General features: G+C 38.9%; 28 protein-coding genes and 1 tRNA gene. 10 read left to right on the top strand and 19 right to left on the bottom strand.

All coding sequences use genetic code 11. The features are described 5' to 3' along the window. Window positions 1-118 precede the first annotated feature (118 nt). Window positions 119-679: a YqgE/AlgH family protein gene (locus tag ALE3EI_RS10195; RefSeq protein WP_186988325.1), complete on the top strand. Its 561-nt coding sequence runs from the start codon at window positions 119-121 to the stop codon at window positions 677-679. Here ALE3EI_RS10195 and ALE3EI_RS10190 read toward each other — a convergent pair. Next, window positions 676-1521 (bottom strand): aminotransferase class IV, encoded by an 846-nt coding sequence (locus ALE3EI_RS10190; protein ID WP_186988323.1) that lies wholly within the window; start codon window positions 1519-1521, stop codon window positions 676-678. The genes ALE3EI_RS10195 and ALE3EI_RS10190 overlap by 4 nt on opposite strands. Window positions 1522-1602: 81 nt before the next feature. Further along, complete coding sequence (locus tag ALE3EI_RS10185; RefSeq protein WP_186988321.1) at window positions 1603-1989, bottom strand: START-like domain-containing protein; 387 nt, start codon at window positions 1987-1989, stop codon at window positions 1603-1605. 172 nt (window positions 1990-2161) lie between these two features. On the opposite strand from ALE3EI_RS10185, the gene ALE3EI_RS10180 reads away from it, so the two are divergent. The 5 genes from ALE3EI_RS10180 to ALE3EI_RS10160 all read left to right on the top strand — a co-directional run bounded on the left by ALE3EI_RS10180 (window position 2162) and on the right by ALE3EI_RS10160 (window position 6449). Then, window positions 2162-2235: transfer RNA gene (locus tag ALE3EI_RS10180), tRNA-Met, on the top strand. Between the two features lie 720 nt (window positions 2236-2955). Continuing rightward, window positions 2956-4869, top strand: a complete 1914-nt coding sequence (locus tag ALE3EI_RS10175) for an ATP-binding protein (protein WP_186988319.1) — start codon at window positions 2956-2958, stop codon at window positions 4867-4869. A 245-nt stretch (window positions 4870-5114) separates the two neighbouring features. Then, window positions 5115-5591: an Hsp20/alpha crystallin family protein gene (locus ALE3EI_RS10170; RefSeq protein WP_186988317.1), complete on the top strand. Its 477-nt coding sequence runs from the start codon at window positions 5115-5117 to the stop codon at window positions 5589-5591. Window positions 5592-5678: 87 nt separating this feature from the next. Further along, window positions 5679-5909 carry a hypothetical protein gene (locus ALE3EI_RS10165; protein ID WP_186988315.1) on the top strand — a complete coding sequence of 77 codons (231 nt, stop codon included), beginning with the start codon at window positions 5679-5681 and terminating at the stop codon, window positions 5907-5909. 36 nt (window positions 5910-5945) lie between these two features. Next, window positions 5946-6449 carry a hypothetical protein gene (locus ALE3EI_RS10160; protein ID WP_186988313.1) on the top strand — a complete coding sequence of 168 codons (504 nt, stop codon included), beginning with the start codon at window positions 5946-5948 and terminating at the stop codon, window positions 6447-6449. Between the two features lie 142 nt (window positions 6450-6591). Here the strand turns inward: ALE3EI_RS10160 and ALE3EI_RS10155 are convergent, their stop codons facing one another. Beyond that, window positions 6592-7173 (bottom strand): dioxygenase family protein, encoded by a 582-nt coding sequence (locus ALE3EI_RS10155; protein ID WP_186988311.1) that lies wholly within the window; start codon window positions 7171-7173, stop codon window positions 6592-6594. 79 nt (window positions 7174-7252) lie between these two features. Beyond that, on the bottom strand, window positions 7253-8161 hold the full coding sequence (locus ALE3EI_RS10150; protein ID WP_186988309.1) for a hypothetical protein: 909 nt from the start codon (window positions 8159-8161) through the stop codon (window positions 7253-7255). Between the two features lie 703 nt (window positions 8162-8864). Between ALE3EI_RS10150 and ALE3EI_RS10145 the strand changes: the two genes are divergently transcribed. After that, entirely contained in the window at window positions 8865-10574 is a 1710-nt protein-coding gene (locus tag ALE3EI_RS10145) for a potassium channel family protein (protein ID WP_186988307.1), read from the top strand. 16 nt (window positions 10575-10590) lie between these two features. Here ALE3EI_RS10145 and ALE3EI_RS10140 read toward each other — a convergent pair whose 3' ends face one another. The 4 genes from ALE3EI_RS10140 to hisS all read right to left on the bottom strand — a co-directional run bounded on the left by ALE3EI_RS10140 (window position 10591) and on the right by hisS (window position 14320). Then, window positions 10591-11349, bottom strand: a complete 759-nt coding sequence (locus tag ALE3EI_RS10140; protein ID WP_186988305.1) for a DUF6090 family protein — start codon at window positions 11347-11349, stop codon at window positions 10591-10593. A gap of 50 nt (window positions 11350-11399) precedes the next feature. Then, window positions 11400-11777 carry a DUF2200 domain-containing protein gene (locus ALE3EI_RS10135; RefSeq protein ID WP_186988303.1) on the bottom strand — a complete coding sequence of 126 codons (378 nt, stop codon included), beginning with the start codon at window positions 11775-11777 and terminating at the stop codon, window positions 11400-11402. Window positions 11778-12025: 248 nt separating this feature from the next. Further along, complete coding sequence (locus ALE3EI_RS10130) at window positions 12026-12901, bottom strand: hypothetical protein (RefSeq protein WP_186988301.1); 876 nt, start codon at window positions 12899-12901, stop codon at window positions 12026-12028. 48 nt (window positions 12902-12949) lie between these two features. Further along, entirely contained in the window at window positions 12950-14320 is a 1371-nt protein-coding gene (gene hisS, locus ALE3EI_RS10125; RefSeq protein ID WP_186988299.1) for a histidine--tRNA ligase, read from the bottom strand. Window positions 14321-14852: 532 nt separating this feature from the next. On the opposite strand from hisS, the gene ALE3EI_RS10120 reads away from it, so the two are divergent. Next, window positions 14853-16094 carry an ABC transporter permease gene (locus ALE3EI_RS10120; protein WP_186988297.1) on the top strand — a complete coding sequence of 414 codons (1242 nt, stop codon included), beginning with the start codon at window positions 14853-14855 and terminating at the stop codon, window positions 16092-16094. A 154-nt stretch (window positions 16095-16248) separates the two neighbouring features. On the opposite strand, the gene ALE3EI_RS10115 is transcribed toward ALE3EI_RS10120, so the two are convergent. The 4 genes from ALE3EI_RS10115 to rpsF all read right to left on the bottom strand — a co-directional run bounded on the left by ALE3EI_RS10115 (window position 16249) and on the right by rpsF (window position 17971). Continuing rightward, complete coding sequence (locus tag ALE3EI_RS10115; protein ID WP_186988295.1) at window positions 16249-16716, bottom strand: DUF6495 family protein; 468 nt, start codon at window positions 16714-16716, stop codon at window positions 16249-16251. A gap of 150 nt (window positions 16717-16866) precedes the next feature. Next, a complete protein-coding gene (gene rplI, locus ALE3EI_RS10110) occupies window positions 16867-17319 on the bottom strand; it encodes a 50S ribosomal protein L9 (RefSeq protein ID WP_186988293.1) in 453 nt (150 codons plus the stop codon). Window positions 17320-17333: 14 nt separating this feature from the next. Then, a complete protein-coding gene (gene rpsR / locus ALE3EI_RS10105) occupies window positions 17334-17630 on the bottom strand; it encodes a 30S ribosomal protein S18 (protein WP_034258573.1) in 297 nt (98 codons plus the stop codon). Window positions 17631-17632: 2 nt separating this feature from the next. Then, window positions 17633-17971, bottom strand: coding sequence for a 30S ribosomal protein S6 (gene rpsF, locus ALE3EI_RS10100; RefSeq protein WP_186988291.1), 339 nt, complete (start codon window positions 17969-17971; stop codon window positions 17633-17635). 233 nt (window positions 17972-18204) lie between these two features. Between rpsF and ALE3EI_RS10095 the strand changes: the two genes are divergently transcribed. After that, window positions 18205-18918, top strand: coding sequence for a LytR/AlgR family response regulator transcription factor (locus ALE3EI_RS10095; RefSeq protein ID WP_186988289.1), 714 nt, complete (start codon window positions 18205-18207; stop codon window positions 18916-18918). Here the strand turns inward: ALE3EI_RS10095 and priA are convergent. The 5 genes from priA to nadC all read right to left on the bottom strand — a co-directional run bounded on the left by priA (window position 18915) and on the right by nadC (window position 24319). Then, window positions 18915-21365, bottom strand: a complete 2451-nt coding sequence (priA, locus tag ALE3EI_RS10090) for a replication restart helicase PriA (protein WP_186988287.1) — start codon at window positions 21363-21365, stop codon at window positions 18915-18917. The genes ALE3EI_RS10095 and priA overlap by 4 nt on opposite strands. Before the next feature lie 136 nt (window positions 21366-21501). Beyond that, the gene (locus ALE3EI_RS10085; protein ID WP_186988285.1) at window positions 21502-21933 is read right to left on the bottom strand and encodes a DUF2147 domain-containing protein; all 432 of its coding nucleotides are present in this window, start codon (window positions 21931-21933) and stop codon (window positions 21502-21504) included. A 7-nt stretch (window positions 21934-21940) separates the two neighbouring features. Continuing rightward, a complete protein-coding gene (locus ALE3EI_RS10080; protein WP_186988283.1) occupies window positions 21941-22504 on the bottom strand; it encodes a chalcone isomerase family protein in 564 nt (187 codons plus the stop codon). A gap of 22 nt (window positions 22505-22526) precedes the next feature. After that, window positions 22527-23462 carry a YihY/virulence factor BrkB family protein gene (locus tag ALE3EI_RS10075; RefSeq protein WP_186988281.1) on the bottom strand — a complete coding sequence of 312 codons (936 nt, stop codon included), beginning with the start codon at window positions 23460-23462 and terminating at the stop codon, window positions 22527-22529. After that, window positions 23462-24319, bottom strand: a complete 858-nt coding sequence (nadC, locus tag ALE3EI_RS10070; protein WP_186988279.1) for a carboxylating nicotinate-nucleotide diphosphorylase — start codon at window positions 24317-24319, stop codon at window positions 23462-23464. The genes ALE3EI_RS10075 and nadC overlap by 1 nt, the downstream gene beginning before the upstream one ends. Window positions 24320-24428: 109 nt before the next feature. Here nadC and rlmH point away from each other — a divergent pair, with 109 nt between their 5' ends. Next, on the top strand, window positions 24429-24902 hold the full coding sequence (gene rlmH, locus ALE3EI_RS10065) for a 23S rRNA (pseudouridine(1915)-N(3))-methyltransferase RlmH (protein ID WP_186988277.1): 474 nt from the start codon (window positions 24429-24431) through the stop codon (window positions 24900-24902). 6 nt (window positions 24903-24908) lie between these two features. Here the strand turns inward: rlmH and ALE3EI_RS10060 are convergent, their stop codons facing one another. Together ALE3EI_RS10060 and ALE3EI_RS10055 are read right to left on the bottom strand one after the other, a co-directional pair. Then, window positions 24909-25223: a DUF6122 family protein gene (locus tag ALE3EI_RS10060; RefSeq protein ID WP_186988275.1), complete on the bottom strand. Its 315-nt coding sequence runs from the start codon at window positions 25221-25223 to the stop codon at window positions 24909-24911. A 1-nt stretch (window position 25224) separates the two neighbouring features. Beyond that, on the bottom strand, window positions 25225-26586 hold the full coding sequence (locus ALE3EI_RS10055) for an aldehyde dehydrogenase (RefSeq protein ID WP_186988273.1): 1362 nt from the start codon (window positions 26584-26586) through the stop codon (window positions 25225-25227). Between the last annotated feature and the right edge of the window lie 6 nt (window positions 26587-26592).

Genomic DNA, 26592 nt, shown 5'->3' with positions numbered 1-26592 from the left:
GTTTTGATAAAAACCCTGCTCGAAAGCAGGGTTTTTTTATGCTCTAATTCATAAGAAAGCCCGTAGTTGTTGCTTTTTATAAAATTAATACTTAGATTTAATTAACTAAACGCACCAAATGACTACGTTAAAACCTGAAAAAGGAGTTCTTCTGGTCGCTGAACCTTCTATAATCGGCGATGTTTCCTTTAATAGGTCTGTGGTGTTATTAGCCGAATATAATGTAGAAGGTTCGGTTGGCTTTATTCTCAACAAACCGCTTAAATACAAACTCAAGGATTTTATCCCTGAAATTAATTGTAATCTGCCCGTGTATAATGGCGGACCCGTAGAACAGGATAATTTATATTTTATTCATCGCATACCGGAACTCATTCCGGATAGTGTAGAAATAAGCAACGGTATCTACTGGGGTGGAGATTTTAATGCTATATTAGGATTGCTGGAGAATGACAGCTTAAAAAAAGATCAGATACGTTTCTTTTTAGGGTACTCAGGTTGGGCGAGTGAACAATTAGAACAGGAACTGGAAGTGAATAGCTGGGTGGTTGTGCCTAATAATTACAAGAATGAAATCCTAGGTAAATCCTACAGCAATTTTTGGAAGGAAAAAATGATCGAATTTGGAGGAGATTATGTGATCTGGTCAAATGCCCCTGAAAATCCAACCTACAACTAACCCATCCTTGCCTTTACATTCAGTTTAGCGAGTAATTCTTTAACGACCGCATTGGAATATTCCTTTTTTCGGTATTTAGAGACGGGGCGTATTCCTTGAATCACATTCGTGATAAACAGTTCATCTGCCTTTTGCAACTCAAAAGGAGAGACAGAAGTTTCCTCTAATATATAGTCGGGCATCTGCCCTAAAATAGCAATGATCTGTTTTCGAAGAATACCATTTAAACAACCATCGTTCAACGGAGGAGTCTTGATCTTATAGCCATTAACGAGGAAGATGTTTCCATTAAGAGCTTCCACCACCTGTTTATTTTCATTGAGCAACAAACAATTGTCGTATTCGTTTTCTTCAGCGTAAATACTACCCAATACATTAATGATCCTGTTATTCGACTTTAAGGTAGAAAGCAATCCCGAAGTGATATAGTGATCTTTAAAAAGTTCTATCTCGTAAAAAGATTCCTCAAGTATATAGAAAGGTGTGGTGATCTCTTCATAGGAAATTAAGAATTCTACATCCCGATCTTTTGGAGTATACTTACCCCCTACTTTACGCCATACCAATAACTTAACCCGAAATGTATTTGAAAGCTGCGATTTCGCCCGAAGCGTTTTAAAAATTTGTTCTTCCAGAAATTCAAGCGTAAAAGTCATGGGTATTTCCATGCGCAGTATCCGCATAGAGGCCATAAGTCTGAAATAATGATCTTCCCAGAACAGGATCTTACCTCCCGATACTTTTATCGTTTCAAACAAGGCATCACCATAATGAAGCCCCCGGTTTGAAGGATCTAAAAATGCATTTTCATTTTCTAAAAGCGTACCGTTGAAATTGACCATAAAAAAACCGTCTCTTTTCAGTGAGACGGCGCAAAGATACTATATTTAAAATCCATTAAAGAATGGATTCCATACGGTATTCTAAGAAGAACCTAAAATCTGTTTGAGATTCGAGATCATATTTTCCCAAAGCATTTTTCCTTCATCAACCTCATCTTCTTCGGCAAAATCGGTTACCATTAAGGAAACATCTTTCGTAATTTCATCTACCTGAATTCTCAATTCAAAATAGTAATCGGTTTCAGCGTCTTCCAACCATTTAAATTTTATTCGTTCCGGGCTTTTTTTACTTAGAAGTTTCGCCTTTTCTTCACTTCCTTCCCATATAAAAGTAAAAAACTCACCTCTGGAGTTTACATTGTCTGCATACCATTCACTCATTCCCGAAGGAGTAGAAATATACTGATATAAAAGTGAGGGAGATACATGTATTGGAAACTCCATCTCGTATTTTATTTTGTCCTCCATATTTTATTAGTTAGCCGAAGCCCAATATATATATTTATTACAAACTGGGAAAGAAAGAACTACAATATTTAGACGATAAAATTTACAATATGATAGTGCAATTCGGTAATAAAAGTGAATTGATTGTTTGCGGCAAGTCAATTTGTTTCTATATTTGCAAACCGAAAAATACGGCGAGGTAGCTCAGGTGGTTAGAGCGTCGGATTCATAACCCGGAGGTCAGGAGTTCAAGTCTCCTTCTCGCTACAAGATCAAACCCGATACGACAGTATCGGGTTTTTCAATTCCGTGAACGAAAACTTGCTTTTACGTTCTAATGGAATTGAAAGAACCGAACACGAAGTGTTTGGGTTTGATCTTGTATAGCTCCCCTTCGAAAGACTCACCGAGCTTCGCGAGGTAATTCTCCTTCTTAATCGAATTTTGAAAGTGAAAGAACCGAACACGAAGTGTTTGGGTTTGATCTTGTATAGCTCCCCTTCGAAAGACTCACCGAGCTTCGCGAGGTAATTCTCCTTCTTAATCGAATTTTGAAATTGAAAGAACCGAACACGAAGTGTTTGGGTTTGAGCTTGTATAGCTCCCCTTCGAAAGACTCACCGAGCTTCGCGAGGTAATTTTCCTTCTTAATCGAATTTTGAAATTGAAAGAACCGAACACGAAGTGTTTGGGTTTGAGCTTGTATAGCTCCCCTTCGAAAGACTCACCGAGCTTCGCGAGGTAATTCTCCTTCTTAATCGAATTTTGAAATTGAAAGAACCGAACATGAAGTGTTTGGGTTTGAGCTTGTATAGCTCCCCTTCGAAAGACTCACCGAGCTTCAAGAGGTAATTCTTCTCCTCTGTCTGCATCGTGGGATTATTTTGAATTCAACTCCTTGCAATCTAGACAATTTGCGGTATTCAGATATATAAGACGCCGTTGTACGTAACGTCAAAAATTTTATCTTAGCAAAAAGCATCATGTATGACTAAACTTTTTTGCTTCATCCTGTTATTACTAAATGCTTTCTTTTCTGTCGGCCAAAGTATCGACAGTCTCAAACAGGTAATTTTAACATCTACAGACAGCAAAGCGAAGATTGGAGCGTATAAGGCTATTACAGGGCATTATATGCAATCAGATTCAGTGCTTTTTAAACAATATTTAGCCGAAGGAATTGCATATACCCAAAGCATAAACGATAAAGAAGCAGAACTGGAGCTCGCATTTCAGCAAGCAAAAAAATTGTATGCTGCCGGTGCTTATAAAGATGCAATTGATATTCTCGATTCCATACTGCCTTTTGCTAAAGCTCTAGGGCATTTAAAACTGCAAGCCAGCTTGCTGAACTACAGCGGAAATGCTTATTCTAATTTGTCAGATTATACCAACGCAACCGTACAATTCATCGAATATCTCACCGTTGCCCAAAAAATGCCGGATAATGTTCAGCCAGTGGCAATGGCAGGAAATAACATTGGGATGGCGTTTTTAAATATGGAACGCTTCGATCAAGCCATTCCCTATCTTCGAAATTCACTTGAACATCAAAAAAACTTCGATTCGGGATTTAAAGCTCATACATATTGGAACCTTGGAATATGCTATATGGAGAAGATGCAATATGAAAAAGCACTCGAAATTTTTCAATTAGGAGTAGCAGAAGCCAAACGTAAAAATGACGGTTACGCAGCTGCCGGTAATCAACTGTGTATCGGCTCGGTGTACCTTCGTCAGGATCTTTTTGAAGAAGGTATCGCTGCCTATGCTCAGGCATATGAAATGAGTACTGCGTCCAATCTCGAACCGTTTAAGCTTATTGAAGCGCTTAACGGACTTATTTACGCAAATAATCAGCTGTCCCGGCCAGTGGTAGCTTCTCGCTATGTGATGTTGGCAGACAGCATTACCGATCTCCACAAGTTATCCGATCTCAGAAATAGAGAATTCCTGTTCTATAAAGCCGCAAACTTGCTGCAATTAGGCAGGCCACAAGAAGCGGATGAAGTTTTTAACAGATATTCGAAAGCCATTGATAGTTTGCACAATGTAGAAAATTTGGAAATCATACAAACCAAGGAAACTGAATTCAGAACAAAAGAAAAAGAGCAACTTCTCGAACTACAACAGGCAGATTTGGATTTTCAGCGTCTTCTCATCACGTTACTGGGTGTAGGTGCGTTGTTGCTAGCTCTGATCGGCATTCTAGTCTATCGTGAGCAACGGCTTAAAATTAAAAATCAAAAACAGGAACAATCTCTTAACGAAGCTTTACTCACCGTAGAAAACAACAAGAAACTTGAAGAACAAAGGCAACGAATAGCCAAGGAATTACACGATAATATTGGCTCTCAACTTACTTATCTCGCAAGTGCCGCACAAAATATAGGCTCCGGAATGAACAGGGTATCGAACGATGTTACTCAGGAAAAATTAACTGAACTTTCAAATTTTAGTCAGGAAGCGATTACCGACTTACGTGACACTATCTGGGTGATGAATCGAAATGCAATCTCCTGGGAAGATCTAACCGAACGCATCAGATATCTGGCTCATAAAGTTTCAAATACCACCGGAATAGCGGTTAAGGTCGAAAAAAATGGCGATGATGACACTCCACTAAATCCGGCAAAGACCATGGATATTTTTCGAATTATTCAGGAAGCTGTAAATAATGCAGTAAAGCATTCAAAAGCACGTGAAATTAAGATTAGTGTAATTACAGAGACTCCTGTTGTTATTGAGATATTAGACAATGGCAAGGGCTACGATCCGTCAACAGTTACTACAGGTAGCGACGGACTCCGGAATATGAGGTCAAGGGCAACTAAACTGGGAGCCCTATTAGATATTTCAACCAATACAAAGGGAACCAGCGTCCGGTTACAATTACCCTAGAATTCTGAAAATGGACTAGAATAATTTAAAAGATCTTATGGTCCGAAAAAACTGTCAACCTGACATTTTCAATAAGGGAATCGTGACAAAAATTCGTCTTCTTTAAAAATTTTTTAACAGATTTTCATCTAAAAGAATGGGCTATAATGCCTGAAGCGGAATTGGCATTTTGTTTGCCGATAATTTATTGAAATCCTAAAAAGGATTAAGTGTTGAAATAATGTTTAATTTAAATTTTTGTTATTATGAGCAATTTAGTAAGTGTTCCTAAAAATGGAAGTTTAGCAAGCACTAGTTCAAACGTAAACTTCCCAAGCTGGTCTACTTGGTTAGATGATATCTTTAATAGAGACCTTCCTTCCGTATTTACGTCAAACTTTAATACGGGTATGTCATTGCCAAAAGTAAATATAAAAGAAAGCGACGACGCTTTTATGGTAGAAATGGCGGTTCCGGGCTTAAAGAAATCAGATTTCCAAATTGAACTGGACAATCAGGTTTTATCAATTTCTACTGAAACCAAGGAACAAAATGAACAAAAAGAAGGTAATTACACTCGTAGAGAGTTTGGTTATTCTTCCTTTAAAAGGACGTTTACCTTACCTGAAACGGTAAACGACGAACAAATTAATGCTAATTATAAGGATGGCATCCTTAGCATTCTTCTCCCTAAAAAAGAAGAGGCTAAGCGTCAACCGGCCAGATCCATTAAAATCTCTTAATGATTGTATTAATTTAGGTTTTATTAAAATGGGAGGTTGAAGAATCAACCTCCTCGTTTTAATAGGGATTGATTAAATTGTTTTGCTATGATTAGGAAATTTAAACCCGGAGATTGGGTAAAGTTGAAGGGAAAAGCAAAGAGTCCGAAAATGGAAGTCTTGCGATATGTTCCAAAGAAAAGTTCACTATTCAACGAGACCTATCTTGATGCTTTTTTAGAATGTGTTTGGTACGAGAACGGAGAACGAAAAGCGTCTGTGCTACACCAAAACAAATTGATAAAGATGATAGAAACCGGTGGTTTGTATAAAGTTTAAATCACCATTACATTGTTGAACAAAAAACGTAAATCGATGAAAAAGTACATGGTATACTGGTTCGTTGCTTTAATTAGTTTGAGTTGCAACGGGCAAAAAGCAGACATTGAAAACAAAGATCAGGGCGCAAATAAAGAGAAAGAGACTGTAGTGCCCAAAGGGATTTGGAAAGTTGATAAAGAATTTGACGAGCATGGAAATCTCATCAAATACGACAGCATCTATTCCTGGTCCTCGAGCAGTCATCTGGATAGCCTTTCTACGCTAGATCGCGATAGTTTGATACAATCTTTTAGATCAAGGTTTTTTACTAACTTTTCCGATTTTAATATCCGTAGCACCCACGGGATATTTACTCAGGATACCCTTTTTGGGGATCGGTTTTTCGATGATGATTTCTTTAAAAGTGATTTCGGAAAGGATTTTATGAATATCGATAAACTGAGGCAAGAAATGATTGAAAAACAGAAGAAATTTCTGGAAAAGTATCAGAGTGAATATATTAAACCTGAAGAAGAAATAATTTACAATCAGGGTTGAGTTTCCGTCTAAATTTTTTTACTGTCTTAAGGCGATTGAAACAGTGTGACTACTATAAAGAAAGTGATATAATTACCTTTAAGGTAAAAAATACGGTTGAAAATCACGTAAGAAAGCCAATAACCCAAGTTAACTATTAAGGTTATTGCGCTTTTTTTATTTCCATCGTTAAGATAACCACAAGGGTATTGTTTTTTGTCTGTTTCAGATTAGCGATAAAATGCTGATCGCTTCCCTTGATAAAATTTTTACCCAATAGTCCCGTATACTGCTTGAAATTAATATCGTAGGCCTCTGGAATCGCGTCTTCAACAGTAGTATGGATATGTCTATTATCTGAAGAACTGCCGTAATCACCGGGCAAGATGGTTTGAACAAAGATCCTCCCCATCGCATCGGTAATGGCAAATCCATTTAGTCTTGCGGTTGATTCGTCATTCAGGTCAGCAGGTTCGTAATCCCCATTGTTGGAGGTATGATACAAATGAACTTTTTGATTCATTAAAGGTGCTTTACCGTTTTTTGAAACCATAGTAAGGCATAACCATAGCTTCTGTCCAGGCTCGTCTTCACTACTAATTTGAATGCTATGTACAGAATCCAATTGCTGAAATTCCTTCAGTAATTTTAATTCAGCTTTATTTATTGGAATTATCGTCCTGTCTATAGAACATTGAATGAACAGAATACCCAATAATGACATGAACAAAAGATTTGTTACCATTTACGGTCAATTTTCAATTCTATGGTCATAAATTTTACAGCTTCAAAATGTTACATCTCTAAATAAACTGGGCGTCAAACTAGTCATTCCAGTGCATTTGAACGTGAGCAACACTTTCATGCACCTGGGTAGTTAATAGCTCTGCCAAAGCTGCATCGTCGATAGGATCTTTATTAGCCTTTAGCGTATTCCATAGGTTGCTGAATGCAGTAATACCGGCTTCATCGTAAATGTTTCCGGCAGCTGTGTGTAACCTACACTGATACCAGCCGTAATTTTGCGGATGTTGGCTTGCGATTAAACCGTAATTGGCTTCAAAATCATTTAAAGTTGAATATTTTAAACTCTCTCTGCTCGTGGAGGATACGACCATATTAGGAAAGATCGTTAAGGCAGGTAATAGTTCCGGCCTATTTTCAGCTATAAAGGTATGAAGAAACATATTGCAAAATAATTCGCCAAGCCATTTGCGTTGCATGCTAAGCCCACCTTGTTCGTGATAGGCATGACCAAGTTCGTGAATCGCCAACAGATTAAAAAAAGCGCGCATTGTGATCTTACCATTATAGTCTACGTAAGTTTCAGAAATTTGATTGCCAAGATCGGTTGGCAGATTATCCAGTGGTGGGAGCATGCTTTTCCAGAAATCATTGTCCTGTGACGCTACTACCAGTGTTTTAGCATTTGGATAATGAGGCATGCCATATACAGGAAAATGGGTATACGCACTCCAATCGGTCGGCGACAGTACAAGCAATGTAACTGTGGGTTCAAAATCAATGATCGTTTTATAAAAAGAAAGTACGTTCTCACAAAGAAAGGCCATTGCTTCGGCTTGCTCCAGTGCCCCTTCACTATAATAAGTTTCAATATTTCCGCCTTTTAAATGCGTAAGATTTTTATAACTCTGACTATGAAGATCTGACATAAAAAACAAAATACTCAGACCTAAAAAAAATGACTTCCCAATGGTTTTAATTGAATTCATCTGTATTTTTTTAATTCATACTCATCATAATCTTTTACCAAGTGCTTTAGCATGTTACTCGAATGAAAGACTTGGGGAAAATCTAAACTCCTTCAGAACATGACCGTTAACAAGTTGAATTTTCCCTTTAAAAAGCGAGGTTATAATGGAGTTAAATAGCTGTCATCTAGAATTATAGATCTAAATATACTGATTTTTAAGTAGAACATACCTTTCAACTAACTCCTTCTAATTAGCTCACATTATGCATTATTAAAGTTTCATTATAATCTTTCACTCTTGCTTTAAACGCTTAAAAATAATAAGGGCTATTTCCTTCCATTTCTCGTTGTTTAGAACATCAAATCTATAATTACGAACCCCTTGACAACCAGTAACATGAGGCAATTTGCTTGCCTACATTGGAATCCATCGAACTGGCATGTGAACCGGTAACAATGGTAATAGCCTCCGAAAATATATCGGACCTCCCCACTTACTATTTATCTTGTTTGATCAGATTTTGTACTTCCATTGAAATGTACAGTAACCATTACTTTCTCCATTAGAAAATGGAAATACAGACGGTCTGCTAAATAATTCTCTTTTTTTCTAAAGTAAATTTAAATCAAATTTTGTCCTTGCAGTAAGAAAAACATGGCGTAAATTGTATGTTTTGTATCCACAATGGGAGCGTAATAATCATTTTTTAGCAACAAGGGCCATGAAATTTGTCGGTAGTCAGTTAGCATATTATTTGAATGACAAAGACTTTAAAAGAAACTCCAGATTACTTCTTAAGTACGTGATTCTTTTGGGTGTGGTTATCTCGATCTATTCCATGCTTTTCCACATTATAATGGTAAAGGTTGAAGGCCAGGATCACTCGTGGATCACTGGATTTTACTGGACACTTACTGTAATGAGTACCTTGGGTTTTGGAGATATCACCTTTCAGTCTGATATCGGTCGATTATTCAGTATTGTGGTATTGCTTTCCGGAATTGTCATGTTACTGATCGTTCTCCCATTTGCCTTTATAAGACATTTTTATATTCCTTTCCTTAAGTCTCAAAGTAATAAAAGGGTTCCAAGACAATTAAGTCCCGGTGTAACCGGTCATATTTTACTGTGCTCCTATGATGTGATAGCAAGAGATCTTTCTGAACGATTCGATCAAGAAAAGACGCCATATTTCGTACTAGAAAATGACCTGGCCACAGCACTTCAATATCTTGATGAGGGTGTTCCGATTGTACTCGGTGAATTGGACAATAAAGACACCTACATCAACGCGAACATAAAGGTTGCCAAACTAATCGTTGTTAACAGAGATGACATATTAAATACTAAAATCATTCTTATTATTCGTGAAATAGCTCCTTCTGTACCTATAGTAGCGATTGCAACAGATAATGAGTCTATTGATGTTCAGGAATTGAGTGGTGCCGATCACGTTTTACCTCTTAAAAGATGGCTTGGAGAACAATTGGCCAACAGAGTCAATGCCCGACATGCACGATCTCAACCAATTGGTCAATACGAAGATCTATTTATCGCCGAATTACCTGTGCTTAATACACCTCTTGTTTCAAAAACGATACGGGAAACTGGCTTACGTCAAAAATTCGGGGTCAGTATTGTGGCTATAAACGAAAGAGGCAGATTAAAACCAGTACAAAGTGATTTAAAACTAACATATGAAAGCGTTTTAATTTTAATAGGGAACAAGGATCAACTTGAAAATGTCGACGAACTCTTCCAAGACTATAACATAAACCCTAATCCGGTTTTATTGATAGGCGGTGGAAAAGTGGGAATAGCCGTGGCAGAATCCTTGCATAAGAATGGTATTCTCGTAAATCTCATAGATAAAGATCCGGAAATTTGCGAAAGAGCAAGGCCGTTATGCCATAAGGTGTTTCAGGGTCGGGCATCAGACTACGATCTATTAATTAAAGCAGGAATATTGGAATCACCTTCCATCGTATTGTCTACCAATGATGATACTATGAATATTTATCTGGCCTCCTATTGTCGTCAGTTAAACAAGGAATTGCGAATTGTTAGCCGAATATCGGAGGCAAGGAATATAAATATTATCCTAAGAGCCGGTGCTAATTTTGTTTTGAGCTATGGTACCTTAGGTTCGGAAGCAGTACTCTCCATTGCTAAGGGGCAGGAGCTAAATGTACTTGGCGAGGGAATTATGTTATTTCGGACCGGGATCCCTCAACGATTGGCAGGCAAGTCACTGGCAGAATCCGGAATAGGTGCAAAAACAGGGTTAACGGTGATCGCCATCAAGGAAAATTCGAAAGTCCTCACACTATTATCGGCAGCGACAGAACTTCCCGCGGGCGCCGAAATCGTGATGCTTGGAAACATCGACATGATGAATAAATTCAATGAAATCTATATTGATGTACATTAATTGGCCCTTTAGGCAACTAAGTACAGGTTTCCTTTAGTTTTTCGTATGGTGTTTCCATCTCTTGTAAAATTCTTTTCAAATGCTGTTTGTGACGTTCGTACATGGCAATATTAAACACCAAATCACTCTGGAATTTCTTAAAATATTCGTGGTTGGTATCATGTATCCAATCTAGTTTTGGTAATAGATCATAGACATCTTTTCCAATTGAATTTTTTACATATTCGAATTCCTGAACCCCAAATCCAGTGGCATCGACAGGATACGATCTCTGCACCAATTCATCTCTGTTTTGGTTAATCTGTTTTAATAAATTTTCCAAGTTGCTATAATATTGCGATAGGCTATTTTTTAATTCCAGATTATTTAAGAGCCTGAGATTTCCGGAGGTGGTTAGGTCTTGAAACGCTACTTTTCTTGGCACATAGACTTCCAGACGTATGGATTTAAGCCATTCATTCAATAATGTATTCTTATCCTTATCGGATCTATGCATATCTATTATTAATTGTTTTGAAACGACAATTTTATTTTCAACTTCTAGAATCGAATTTGATATTAGTGTACGATCAAGTTCAAAATCTTCTAGGATCCTGCAATAATAATTGTTTTCAAGTTTGAGGTCCTTTTGGGCCTGATTCCAATTATTAATTTGAAGAGCAATTAAAATCCCAATAACCACCAATACGATTTCTCCAAGGGCATACAAAAGGTATTTGCTGAATTTGTTTTCAGATAGTAGCTGCTGTCGTATCCGTCTAAAGAATTTGATCATTGATGGTTGTTTTCTCTAAAGATATGTATTGTGATCATGATGATTCGCGGCTAATTTGATTCTTTCCGTAAAATTTTCTCCATTTTACGACCTCTTGCCAATTCGTCAATCAGCTTTTCCATACGTCTGCATTGTTTATACACCTCGAATTCATCCTCAATTTCTTCAATACGATAACCACAAACAACTCCTTTGATCAAATGGGCATTTGGATGTATGTTAGCCTTTTTAAAAAATGTTCCGAAGCTAGCCTTTTCATCAATAAGAGATTGTAACTCATCCCGGTCAAACCCTGTAAACCATTCAATTACCTGATCGAGTTCTTCTTTAGTTCTTCCGTTTTTTTCCAATCTATTCAGATAGTGTGGATAAATAGAAGCAAATACCATTTTGGCAACATTTTCATTTTTTTCGGCTGTAACTTCCATCTTGATTAAATTATTTATTAATTATGTTGGCTATCGCTTCGTGAGATCTTTGACAATTGTGAAGCGGTACCTAACCCGACCCTCAGGTGGTGTTGAAGCTTCGCAAGCAATGAGTGCGATTCAGCGACATCGAATGTGCCGTTAATTTGTCTTTTCAGAAGTTAAGATAACACTTTTGAAGAAAGCCCAATCAAATTACTCAACAGTAGTACTTTGCGATAGCCGTTGTTGGCAATAGTTTGAGTGGGTTATTCGTAAATATACTCAATGGACGAATCTAGATCGACTAAATGTTTTGTTGCTGGATATCCATTTTGATAATATGTATATTGATATGATTGATCCTTTATAAAATATTGGTTAGGACTTTGACCATCAAAATCAACATTGGTAATATTATTTTTGTTTTGGAGAATAAGAAATTCTTTTGTTCTTAAAAATTGATCTGAATTGCCACACACTGATATCCACTGAAACACACTTGCAAGATTTTTAAATGAGTCGTTCGAGTAAGGATTCTTGAAATTATCGTGTGTATAAGTGACTTCCCAAACAACATTATTATTCGTATCATTTCGTTTAATGGATCTTAAATTACCATTATTATAGTTGAATTCGACTTCCACTCCATCATCATATGTAAATTTGGATATCTTATTTTCTTGCGTAAGAAATACGATAATATTTTCAGAACCAAGTTGATCATTTAAGATGGCTTGATTTCCGTTATATTCTATTGTATAATCAAAAATGAGGTTAACCTCAGATCCTGATATTCGAATTAGGTTTGATGACTCATCATATTGAAATTGATAACCAAGATTTTCTATACCGGTTCCATAGTAGATTTCTGAAATTAGATCATCATTATAAAAAATATTAGTAATTAATCCCATTTGACCGATCGCGTAGTGCCAATTTTCTAATTTTTGATTTGAATACTCAAATTGATTTATATAATCGGAAGGATCTTGAGCATCCAAATCAGCAACATTTGAAGTAATTGACACTAGTTTACCTGATACTGAATCGCTTAAGTTCACGTCATCTTCATTATTACAAGAACAAAAACAAAAAGTTAGAGCAATTATGCCGTATGAAACATTTTTTGAAAGAAGGTTCATATCTTAAATTAAGTTTTACAAATTATTATCTACACCTTATAATTAACTTCAGTATCCCAACCTCCCACTCAACGCCTTAAGATCAAGCTGTTCCTGGTCACCTGTTTTCATATTTTTTAGCGTATAGGTTTGTGCACTCATCTCTGCTTCTCCGGCGAGGACCACATAGGGAATGTTGCGCTTATCGGCATGTCCCATTTGTTTGCCCATCTTGGCTGTGTCCGGGTACAGCTCGGCGGGAATACCCTGTTGCCGTAATTTTGTAATCGCTTTCATGGCGTACAAGGCTTCATGTTCACCAAAATTAATAAACAAGACTTTGGTATTTTCAGAAACGGTTTCAGGAAAAAGATGGAGCTCTTCCAGCACCAGATAGATTCGGTCAAGCCCAAAGGAAATCCCTACCCCACTCATGTTCTTAAGTCCGAAGATACCCGTAAGGTCATCGTACCTTCCGCCGCCGCCTATGCTTCCCATTTTTACTTCGAAAGGGGCGGCAACCTCAAAAATAGCTCCGGTATAGTAGTTGAGTCCGCGTGCGAGAGTAACATCGATCTCCAGCGTAGCGGTTTGCAGGCCTAGGTTTTTTATGGTTTTGGTGATGAACTCCAATTCCGAAACACCCTGCAGACCGGTTTCTGAAGTTCCCAGAAGCTCACGTAGCATATCCAGTTTTTGTGAAGCATCGCCTACCGAATCGAATAAGGGTTGTACTTTTTTAATGGCATCTTCAGAGACCCCTTTTTCCCGCATTTCCTTTTTAACGCCCTCCTCGCCTATCTTATCGAGCTTGTCTAATGCCACCGTAAAATCGATAAGCTTATCCTCGGCACCTATCACCTGCGCGATCCCGCTAAGGATCTTACGGTTGTTAAGTTTAATTACAACACCGTTTAAATTGAGTTTACTGAATACAGCGTCGTACAGTTGCACCAGTTCCACTTCCTGCCACAGGGAAGTTGAACCTACCACATCGGCATCACATTGGAAAAATTCTCTGAATCGTCCTTTTTGAGGACGGTCTGCGCGCCAAACCGGTTGGATCTGGTAGCGTTTAAACGGAAACTCTATCTCATTCTGGTGCTGTACCACATAACGAGCAAAGGGTACGGTAAGGTCGTAGCGCAGGGCCTTTTCGGAGATCTTGGAGGTGAGTTTGTTGCTGTCACGTGCTGCGTATAATTCCTCATTTACCTTACTGAGATAATCCCCACTATTTAGGATCTTAAAGATAAGCCGGTCCCCTTCTTCCCCGTATTTTCCCATGAGGGTATCGCTGTTCTCGAAGGACGGGGTCTCAATGGGTTGGAACCCATAGGTGGTAAAGCAATCCTTGATGGTTTGCATGATATAATTGCGCTTAAGTACTTCCTGTGGAGAAAAATCACGTGTACCTTTAGGAATTCCGGGCTTTTTCAATGTATTGGTTATTCTTTATTAATATTATTTATTCAAATTATTTAGAGTAAAGGATATTATTCTTTAAATTCTTGACTCTAGACTCTTGGTTCCTGACTCTTGGCTCTTGGTTCCTGACTCTTGGTTCATGTCTCTTGATTCATACTGCTCACTGCCCACTGCATCCCGGTTTCAAGTTGCGGGTTGCATGTTATTTGCAATTGATGCTACATGCTTCCTGCTTCGGTCTTCAGTCATCGGTCTTTAATTCTAAAGCTTTGAACTTCTTAAGCATATTGCCTACTGCCTACTGCTCACCGCTCACTGCTCACTATCCTCCACAAATATCACAATTTCTAAACGAATTCACAGCAAAATTAAGCGTTTGTTGGTTTGCGAAAGGGATCTGCTTTTGCTTTAGCGACTGCAGACAGGCCCGACCCGTGCCAAGCTCCTGCCGGAGCGAAGCGGAGGGAACGCCCTAAAAAAAAATAAAATAATGGTAACTTTATAGTAGGTTTGTAGTCTAACGAGAAACACTTTAGACAGGTTTATGTTTTCACTATTCAGGGAGAATGTTAGAATTGCGCTGGATTCTATTAAGAGTCAGTTGCTTAGAACGATCTTAACTATAGTTATCATCGGGATCGGTATCTGGGCTCTGGTGGGTATTTTGAGCTCGGTGAAGGCATTGGAGAATACCATTTCTACCAATTTTGCCTCCATGGGTTCCAATACGTTTAATATTCAGCGTTACGAATTTTCAACCCAGCGACAACAGGGAAGTGAAAAGCAGAAGGTAAATCCTATCATTAGTTACGACAATATCAGGGAATTTGAGGAGCGGTTTGAGTTTCCTTTTTCCCAGACTTCCATTTCCTTTGTGGGAACTACGACAGCCGAAGTTAAGTTTGAAAACGAAAAGACCGATCCGGAAGTTCAGGTGTATGGAGTGAACGAACACTATCTCGACAATACCGGTACGGAGGTAGATAAAGGCCGGAACTTTACCTTTTTCGATATTCAGAACAACAATAAGGTATGTATCATTGGAGCCGATTTTTTAAAAAGTCTTTTTAAGGACGACAATCCGTTAAACAAGACCATTAGTGTACGAGGCGTCAAATTTAAAGTGATCGGGGTGCTGGAATCCAAGGGTTCTACTTTCGGAAACAATCAGGATCTTAAGGTGCTCATCCCCATACAAGTGGCTCGCGGTATCTATACGCAGCCCAACATCAATTACACCATCAGTGTGAAGGTAGACGATAAGGAGATGATGCAGGGGGCTCAGGATGAAGCGATCATCACGTTCAGGAATATACGGCGCTTGAGTCCGGTGGAAGAGAATAATTTCGGAATAGAACGCAGTGATGATCTTATTAACCGAATTGGTGAGATTACCGGCGTGCTTGAAATGGCCGCATGGATCATCAGCATTATAACCATACTGGGGTCTTCGATCGCATTGATGAACATCATGTTAGTTTCGGTGACCGAGCGTACCCGGGAGATCGGGGTACGAAAGGCGTTGGGCGCCAAGCGTTCAACCATTTCCACGCAATTCTTTATGGAAACCATAGTTATTGGTCAGTTTGGAAGTATCCTGGGCATCGTTCTGGGTGTACTTACCGGATTTGGAATCTCGCAGATATTTGACTTTGATTTCAGTTTACCGTGGACGGCCATGATATGGGCAACCATCATCACCTTTATCGTTGCGGTGATCGCCGGGTCTTATCCGGCTTCCAAAGCCGCCAAGCTCGATCCTATTGAGAGTTTGAGGTATGAGTAGCTATTCTTTATTATTTATTTTAATATATATTTCAATTAAAGCTAGTTGGTCTTAGCAGACTTGCCTCTCTTGGTTCTTGAATCTTGGTTCTTGGTTCTTGATTCTTGCATCTGTCCTCACTCTGCTCCGCACTTGTAGTGACAACGGATGGATCTTATAAGATCTTTTCAAAGAATTGATAGAGCTCCCCTTTGGTGATGACGGCACCTTGCTGAATTAGTTTAAAAATATCAAGGTGTTTGTCTTCGGAATACTCCTTTGAGGCGGTGTAAAATTCGACTTCATCTGAAGAAAAATTATGCTGAAGCCACTGATATCCTTCTGAAGTCGTGATATCGATCCCTTCTTTAAGAATTTTAAGGGCGATAAGTTCCATAGTATCTTCATTCAGTTTAAACAGAAACAATTGTTTTGCCGAAATATTCTCGAGAAAGCCGGCTTTTGAAAGTACGCCTTCCCAAACCAGATCACTAAAAATATCGATCTCCTCTTCGGCGACTTCGGGTTTTTTCTCCTTGATGGTCTGCCACTCTGAAGCGGTAATGGACTGAGTGGCCAGGAAGGTTATAAATTCTTTATGAAGCTCGTCTAACTGTTCGCGGGTGAGTCGGGTGTATTTCATGGGAATTGAGTTTCAAAGAATCAGAGAGCATTAACACATGGCCCTGAGAACTGACTTTAACGGTGAAATCGTTCAATTTTTAATTCATATTAAACAAAAAAACCTTCCCCGAAACGAGAAAGGTTTTTTAAATACAGTTTGATCCTGTAATTATTTTGCTTCGGCAACAACGTCGAATGTGAAATCTGAGATCACATCTCTGTGGAAACGAATAGTCGCTTCGTATTGTCCGGTACGCTTTATGCTTCCACCGGCAATGGCGATATACTTCTTATCGATAGAAACGTTCTCCTTCTCAAGAGCGTCTGCCAGATCGGCATTGGTAACCGAACCAAAAAGTTTGTCCCCTTCACCAGCCTTAGCAGATATTTTGATTTCCAAACCGTTTAATTTATCGGCTTCTTTTTGAGCGTCTTCGATAACTTTCTTCTCTTTATAAGCACGTTGCTTTAAAGTTTCGGCAAGAACCTTTTTAGCAGAAGGAGTAGCCAGTACAGCATGTCCTCTTGGAATTAAAAAGTTTCTTCCGTATCCGTTCTTCACATTGACAACGTCATCTGCAAAGCCTAAGTTTTCTACGTCTTTCTTTAATATAAGTTCCATCTTCCTATCTGCTTTTATTTTAATAAATCGGCAACATAAGGCATTAAAGCCAAATGACGCGCTCTTTTTACAGCAACAGCAACCTTACGCTGGTATTTCAAAGATGTACCTGTAAGTCTGCGTGGTAAGATCTTACCTTGCTCATTAACAAACTTTAATAAAAAATCCGGGTCTTTGTAGTCTACATACTTGATCCCCGACTTTTTAAAACGACAATATTTCTTTGCCTTTGAAGTCTCTATGTTCAGCGGAGTAAGATATCTGATCTCTCCGTCCTTTTTTCCTTTTGCTTGTTGTTGTAGTGTTGCCATGATTACGCAGTTTGTTTGTTACGGGTTCTTCTCTTTTCTGCCCATGCGATAGCATGTTTGTCAAGCGCCACAGTAAGGTAACGCATAATGCGCTCATCACGTCTAAAGGCCACTTCCACTTCATTCACTGCATCGCCGGGAGCAGTAAACTCGAATAAATGGTAAAAACCACTTTTTTTGTGTTGAATTGCATAGGCCAATTTTTTAAGCCCCCAATTCTCTTTGGATATCATCTTAGCACCTTTAGAAACAAGAATATCTTCGTATTTCTTAACTGTTTCCTTTATCTGCTCTTCAGATAAAACGGGATTTAAGATGAAAACAGTTTCATAATGATTCATAAAAATCAGTTTAATTAAAATGTTCAAACTCTGGCACTTTGCCAAGAGCGTGCAAAAATACTATTTTAATTCTAATATTCAAACCTAAATATCGAGATCTTTTTAGTAGTAAATATTACGGGAATTTTCTTACGAAATTTGATAAAATACCTTTTTTCTTGGACAAAAGTTAAAAAAACTTGCAGTTCATCGATTTTTTATCTATAATTGCTGTATTATAATCTATTACAACCGTGGATAAACCAATTCTTAAATGTGCAATCGTAGATGATTCCACTTTACAACGCCTTTCGATCGTAAAGCTTATTGAGAATCACCCCTCTTTAAATCTTGTGGCAGAATACAATAACGCCATCGAAGCGAAGATGGGATTGGCCAACACCGAAATAGATCTGATCTTTTTGGATATTGAAATGCCTATTCTTTCCGGTTTCGACCTTTTGGATGATCTGATGAACAAACCACAGATCATTTTTGTAACCGGAAAAACCAAATATGCTTTTAAAGCCTTCGATTATGATGCGGTAGATTACCTCCGCAAACCAATTTCAAAAGAACGCTTTCTAAATGCCGTACACAAGGCTATAACAAATTACAAGCTTAAAAATGATGAAGGCTTCGACGAAGAAGATTTTATCTTCGTAAAAAGTAATCTTAAAAAGCGAAAAGTATTCCTCAACGAGTTGCGTTATATTGAAGCACTAGGAGATTATGTAAAACTTGTTACCGAACACGATGCTTTAGTGGTATTATCGACCATGAAGGCTTTTGAATCTCTTTTACCAAACGATCGTTTTTTGCGAATTCACAAATCCTATATCGTGAATCTTGATAAGGTTGAACGATACAACAGTAAAGTGATCGAATTAGATCAGGAGCAATTACCGCTGAGTCGGAACAGGAAAGCAGATCTGGCAGAAGCGCTTGCAGCCAGCATGCGTACTTAATAATTATCTACATCGATGGTTAGTTTAACGGTTGAAAAATCCTTCAACGCGTTGAAACTGCGTTCTACATTCTTAATATATTTCTTTGTCTTCCCTAAGGATTGTGTTTTTGGGATTTTTACGAGTATATTGGTAATAAACAAATTCCTAATTCTCCCTACCGGAGGGATCTCCGGACCCAACACATTTTCTTTTAAACCCGAAGCCAGGGCGTTTCCAAACCACACCGCGGCTTTCTGCATTTTAGAAAAGTTTCTATCCCTGAAAGTTAGTTTTATGGTGCGATAGTGTGGCGGATATTTATACTGATAACGCTCTTCGGCCTGTTGCTTGAACATCCCGTTGTAATCGTTAGTACTTACCTGCTGCAGGATCTGATGATAGGGATTATAGGTTTGAATAAGCACTTTCCCACGTTTTTTGGTACGTCCTGCCCTACCAGAAACCTGTTGCAGCAGTTGAAAACTTCGTTCATGCGCCCTGAAATAGGGAAAATTAAGAAGGTTATCGGCGTTCATCACACCTACCAGACTAATATTTCTGAAATCGAGTCCCTTCGCCAGCATCTGTGTTCCTACTAGTATATCAATCTCTGCATTTTCAAGTTTTTCTATCAACTTGGCATAGGCATGCTTTCCCCGGGTGGTATCCTGGTCCATTCGGGCAATACGCTGTTCGGGAAATAAAGCGTTAAGTTCGGTTTCTATCTGTTCGGTACCAAAACCTTTATCGTCCAGGGTTTCACTTCCGCAGGCCATACAGGATTGTAACATCGCAATATGATACCCGCAATAATGACATCGCAATTCATTTTTGTACTGATGGTAGGTCAAACTAACGTCACAATTAGGACACTGAGGTGAAACACCGCAAGTAGTACACTCTATTACAGGCGAAAATCCCCTGCGATTCTGAAACAAAAGCACTTGTTCCTTATTATCAAGCGCTTCGTGCATCGCTTCGAGCAAGCGGTCGCTAAAATGACCGGTCATTTGCTTTTTCCGGTGTTTTTCCTTGATGTCCACCAATTCGATATCGGGCATCAACACATTGCCGTAGCGCTTTTTGAGCTCGATCAATCCGTATTTATGGGTTACAGCATTGTAATAACTTTCCAGTGAAGGAGTTGCCGAGCCCAATAGGGTTTTGGCTTTATGAAAATCTGCAAGCACTATGGCCGCATCGCGACCGTGATATCTGGGTGACGGATTGTATTGTTTAAATGAAGGCTCGTGTTCTTCATCTACAATAATGAGTCCCAAATCCGAAAATGGTAAAAACAAAGAAGAGCGGGCACCAATAACGATCTGTGCCTTGGGTTTAGAACTCAATATGTTGTTCCAGACTTCCACTCTTTCGTTGGAAGTATATTTTGAATGATACACCGAAACCTTTTCTCCAAAATAATGCTGAAGTCTACCTATTAGCTGTGTGGTCAGCGCGATCTCGGGCAACATATATAAAACCTGCTTACCCGTCTTAATGACCTCTGCAATAAGCTGAACATAGATCTCCGTCTTTCCACTAGAGGTTACTCCGTGAAGCAAACTCACTTCATATTCCTCAAAAGATGCCTCTATCTCCGATAGTGCTATTTGTTGCTCTTCATTTAATTTTTTTACTTCTGAAGTATCTTCACCGTCGTAAACTACCCGATCCTGCTGAATAAAATATTCTTCCAGGATCTGCTTGTCGATGAGGGATTTTAATACTGAAGCCGAAGCACCGGACCGCTTCTGCAGGGCAACCGATTCCACAGGTCGTTTGGCCTGAGAACTGAGCATAAAGAGGGTCATTAATAGGTCGCGTTGCTTTGGAGCCCTGCTGAGATCATCCAATAAGGCTCTTAAATTTTCTTCGGAAGTGTATGACGGAGCAAGTTTTATATAGCGTTTCATTTTAGGAGTATACTGCTCGTAAACCTCCTCTTCTACTTCGATGATCTGTTTATCGAGCAACTGCTGAATGACCTTTACTACATTTTTCCTGTCGAGTATGGAGCGAATATCATTTATATGCAATGACGATTGATGTTGCAACGCTTCAAAAACCAGAAACTCATCATCCTGAAGGGCAGACTCTTGAACCGCAGTCTCTTTTTTTAACCGAATTACGGTTTCACTCTCCAGTAAGAACGCACCGGGCAAGGCTGCCTTGATAACTTCTCCAAGCGTACACATATAATAGGATGCCATCCATTGCCAATGTTCTAACTGTTTTTGCGTAATGATGGGTTCTTCATCAAGGATCTGATCGATGCTCTTGGTTTCGTATGCCGGAGGCGCTACATCGTGTACCTGATAGACAATTGCCGTATATATTTTTTTCTTTCCGAAAGGAACCGCAACCCGCATGCCCTGCTTAAGAAAACCGGCTTCATCTTTATTTACGTTATACGTAAAAGTCTGCTTTAAAGGAATGGGAAGAATGACAACTATAAAATACAAATTGGTTTATGGTTTGTGGTTTGTAATTCGATATTAGTGATTAGGTAAATGAAATACTCTTTTTCAACTTTCAATAGATAAAAATAAAAAAGGCCGCTCAATTACAGAGCGACCTTTAGATAGTATTATAAACAATTTATTCGGTTACCCGAACCCAATACTGAGTTCTTCCCAGGAGCGAAAAGCCAATATACCCTCTAACCTTCAGTTTGTTAGGATTCTCTAATTCTATATAGCATTTATAGAACTTTCCATTTTCCGGATCGAGTATTTGTCCGTCGTTGTATTCGCTACCGTCCTTTTCGAGTCCTCTAATGATCACCAATCCCTTTATAGGCGCGTTCTTATCCTTGCCTTCACATTCGGTACAGGTTGCATGCTGACGGTCGGGATTCAGGATCTCGACCACTTTTCCGTAGACTTTTCCATTGCTTTCGTAGATCTCTACTATTGATTTTGCCTTACCGGTATTATCGTCTATAGTTTTCCACTTTCCGAAGACATCTTGTGCCGAGGCGGAAACCATAACGGATACTATAGCTATTGCAGTTAAAAGATATTTTTTCATAAGTATATTATTTGCCTAATAGAGCTTTTTTAAGTTTAGTGTCGGCCGGGTCATCTCCCAGCCATATTCCGAAGAGTGCCTTTTTAAATTTCATTCCCGGGATCGTTCCCAATTCCTTTCCGTTTTTATAAGCAACCACGCCCTTTCCTTTTTGATAGGTGATATCGAAGGTATTTCCTTCAACGATCTCTTCACTGAAAAAACCGATAAATTTTTCGATCTCTGAAGATAATGACGATGTATTTCCATTCATGGAATTATCAAATCCTTCCCGAACAGCATCGCTCATAGCCTCACTGGAAACAAATCCTGAAGTAATTACCAGTTTGATCGCCATAGTCTCATCCGCATTCACAATATTTTTTGCATCACTGCTCTTTTTGGTTAAATATAACCCCCCGGAGTACAATTTTAGCACCAGTGCTTTTTTACGGATCCCGGCACCGTTTAGTACAAGATCTTGTCCTCCAAAACTAGCCGTGTTAGGCAGTGTTACTTCGCCAACCTGAGTTTGGGCAACCGATAAGTTTACCGTCACCACTGCGACGAAAAGCAATATTAAATTTTTCATTAGTATACGATTAAATTAGTGTTTAAGGTTTTGTTTCCGATTTATCTTTAAGTCGCTGCAGGGAAATATTCAATTCGAATCCAAGCAGCAATAGGTTTGAATTGATCCAAATATAAAACATCATGATCAAAAGTGCACCTATAGAGCCATACAACTCATTATAGTTTGAAAAATTATTTATGTAAACCCCAAACAAATAGGTAGTTAACAAAAATAATAAAGTGGTCACCAAAGCGCCTACAGAAAAGAATTTCGACTCCTTTCCTTCCTTGGTTCCATAATAATAGAGTGTTGCAATTATGGTGTATATCATTATAAAAAAGATCGTGACCTGGAGGGCCGATATATAGAACAGATCGTTCACAATATAAGCTTTTCCTTTGAGGTCATTAATAACGATTTCACCGTATAATATAACACCAACCGTAATTAACAACAACAATGCCAAAAAGATAGAAACAACCAAAGCAACCATATACTGCCGGAAAAATCCTCTGTTAATGGTAACATGGAACGAATACTCAAAGGCGCTGAAAATAGCATTTACTCCATTGGCGGCAAGAAACAACGCTAAAAGTATCACAAAGGAGATGAGCCCGCTTCCTCTGGGGTTTACTGCAATATCTGCGATTACCGGATAAAAGAAATCGGATGTCTGAGGTGGCAACAATTCTTCAATAAAAATAAGGAATCGCGTTTGAAAGCCTTCAACAGGAATATAGGGGATTAAGTTTAGAATAAACAGTAAAAAAGGAAACAGCGCTACAAAGAAACTATAGGCAATTGATGTTGCGCGCGATGAAAAGGTACCCTTGATAATACCGGTTCCATAAATAGCCATAAGATCGTAAAGCGACAGTCCGTTGGAACCCGGTATTTTTATCCGTTTACTCAGAGTCACGATCTTCCCGATGATCGGGAATTTAAATTTAGTATCCTCAGATTCAGTTTCAGGCATTAAACTGCTTTTAAACTTAGGTCCATATTGTGCACCGAATGTGTTAAAGCACCGCTGGATATATAATCTACGCCACATTCTGCATATTTGCGGGCGGTTTCCAGTGTAATCCCACCACTGGATTCGGTAAGACAGGCTTCCCCTATTAGTGCTACAGCTTTCTTGGTATCCTCGTAATTAAAATTATCAATGAGGATCCTGTAAACCCCTCCGGCCTTTAGGATCTCTTCGATCTCCTTTAAATTTCTCGCTTCAACGATGATCTTCAAATTCAGCCGATGTTCCTCTAAATATCTCTTTGTTTGTGCAATGGCTTCAGTAACACTTCCGCAGAAATCGATATGATTGTCCTTTAGCATGATCATATCGTACAAGGCAAACCGATGATTCTCCCCACCCCCAATTTTAACCGCCCATTTTTCAAGTGCTCTTATTCCGGGTGTCGTCTTACGAGTATCGAGTATCTTGGTTTTTGTTCCTTCCAGAAGTTTCACATACTCACTGGTTTTGGTTGCAATGGCACTCATGCGTTGCATCGCATTAAGTACCAAGCGTTCACTTTTCAGAATAGATTGCGACAGTCCCGAAACATAAAAACTAACATCACCGTATTGTACCCTTTCCCCATCGTTGATCTTTATATCCATTTTTAGACCGGGATCTACAAATTCGAAAACCTGACGGGCAAAATCGACACCCGCAATGATACCTTCGTCCTTAACCAATAATTTAGCAGTACCAGTGGCATCGTAAGGGATACTAGCCAGTGAACTGTGATCACCGTCACCCACGTCCTCACGAATAGCATTGGATATGATGATATCAATTTCCTTATTAAATTGCTTTTTTGAAATCATAGCACGAATTCTTTCAGCTAAAATACTTTAAAAAAGTCTGAAGTCCATACTGCGTATTGCTAAGACCACTAATTTTATCTTTGTACTTTTGATTTCTGATTAAATTCTGATGAAAATAACCGTATTGGCTATAGGAAAAACCGATGATAACCGACTTTTCTCACTTAATGAAGAGTACGGCAAGCGATTGCACCATTACGTACCCTTCGAGTTTCAGATCATTCCCGATCTTAAAAAAGCTAAAAATCTTACTGAAACTCAGCAAAAACAGGCCGAAGGTGTCGAAATTCTGAAACAACTGAATTCTTCAGATACGCTTATCCTATTAGATGAAAAAGGACGTTCTTTCAGTTCTGTCGGTTTTTCGGAATTTCTTCAGAAAAAAATGAACAGCGGACTCAAAAACCTGGTGTTTGTGATTGGAGGACCTTACGGATTTAGTGAAGAAATTTACAAAAGAGCAAACGGAAAAATTTCCCTTTCGACAATGACATTTTCGCATCAAATGGTGCGACTATTCTTTGTGGAGCAGCTATACCGTGCGTTTACCATACTGAAGAATGAACCATACCACCATCATTAGACCCCACTAATACTTCATCCAAATACAGTCCAGCCCGTCTGTAGCCATGTGTAATAAAAGTCCGATGGCCAGAATACGCGTCTTTTTAAAAAACAACATGATCCCGTAAACCGGAAAGATATAATAGCTGTGAAGCGGGTGATAATTAATACTGCAACGGTCTGCTGAAAACAAGGGAGTTGCCAGCAAGTGATCCAGATCTACCAGCATGGTTGCGATCATTATAAGCCATGCAGTCTTCCACTGTTTTCTATAAAAGATAATGGCAATTACACCCGGAAAAAGGAAATGAAGGCTGTAATGTACAATTTGCTGCAACATATTACAGTTTCAAAAGTCGTCTAATCCATTTCAAACTTCCTTCACTATGTGGGTAATACTTTAACGGAAGTTCCAGCCAGGTAGGCTTATCGATAATGCTTTTTTGGTGTGAGAATGCTTTAAACCCGAATTCTCCGTGATAACTTCCTATTCCGCTGTTTCCAACGCCACCAAAGGGAAGCTTAATGTTGGTAATATGCATAACAGTATCATTAACGGCACCTCCTCCAAAGGACAGTTCGTTCAACACCTTTCGTTTTGTAGCCGATTTTTCCGTAAACACATAAGCGGACAATGGTTTGGGCAAGGTTTTTATTTTTGAAATTAGATTGGCTATATCTTCAAAGGTAATAACGGGAAGTAGTGGTCCGAAGATCTCTTCCTCCATTATGTCATCCTTGAAGGTACAATGGTGTAGGATCGTTGGTTCAATAATACGTGAAGCAGGATCTGTTTTCCCTCCGAAGTAAACTTTGGAAGGATCGATAAGGTTAGTTAGTCGCACAAAATTGTCATCATTGATGATCTGCACATAGTTATGATTTTTTATACTGAATTGTTCTCCTTCAATTTCGGCCTTAAGTAATTCGAGGAATCTCTTTTCAATATTTTTGTGCACTGCCACGTAATCTGGAGCAATACAGGTTTGACCCGCGTTAAGGAATTTTCCCCAAACTAGGCGTTTGGCAGTCATCTTCAGATTAGCGTCCTCACAAATAATTGCCGGACTCTTTCCACCAAGTTCCAGAGTGACGGGTATGAGCTGTTTTGCTGCCGCAGTATAAACGATCTTTCCCACTTTGGTACTGCCGGTAAAAAAGATCTTATCGAAGGGAAGTTCGAGTAATGCAGTCGTTTCGGAAACTCCTCCTTCAACGACCTTTAAAACCTCCGGAGCAAAATTTGAATTGATGAGTTTTGCCATCACAGCACTTGTAGCAGCGGGCAATTCACTGGGTTTTAAGATCACAGTATTTCCTGCGGCAATCGCAGAGATCACGGGATTCAAGGACAGCAAGTATGGGTAATTCCACGCACCAATTACCAGACACACGCCTAATGGTTCGGGAAGAATGTAACTTTTAGCAGGGAAATTTGCCAGATCTGTAGGTATTCTTTTTTTTCTCGCCCAATTGCGCAATTGCTTTTTTGCGACCTTTATTTCATGGTACAATATCGACAACTCTGATGTAAAGGTGTCAAACTCAGATTTTTTGAAGTCGGAATAGATCGCTTTAAAAAGCTGATCTTCATGTGCTTTAAGCAGCGATTCAAGTTTTTGGAGTTGCCTCTTTCGAAAGGAAAGCTCCTTAGTTACATTCCTATTAAAGAATTCGCGTTGGCTTTTAAACAGTTGCTGCATAGGATT

The organism is Constantimarinum furrinae, from assembly GCF_014295415.1.
GTDB lineage: Bacteria > Bacteroidota > Bacteroidia > Flavobacteriales > Flavobacteriaceae > Constantimarinum > Constantimarinum furrinae.
This window is presented reverse-complemented; position numbering and strand designations above follow the sequence as displayed.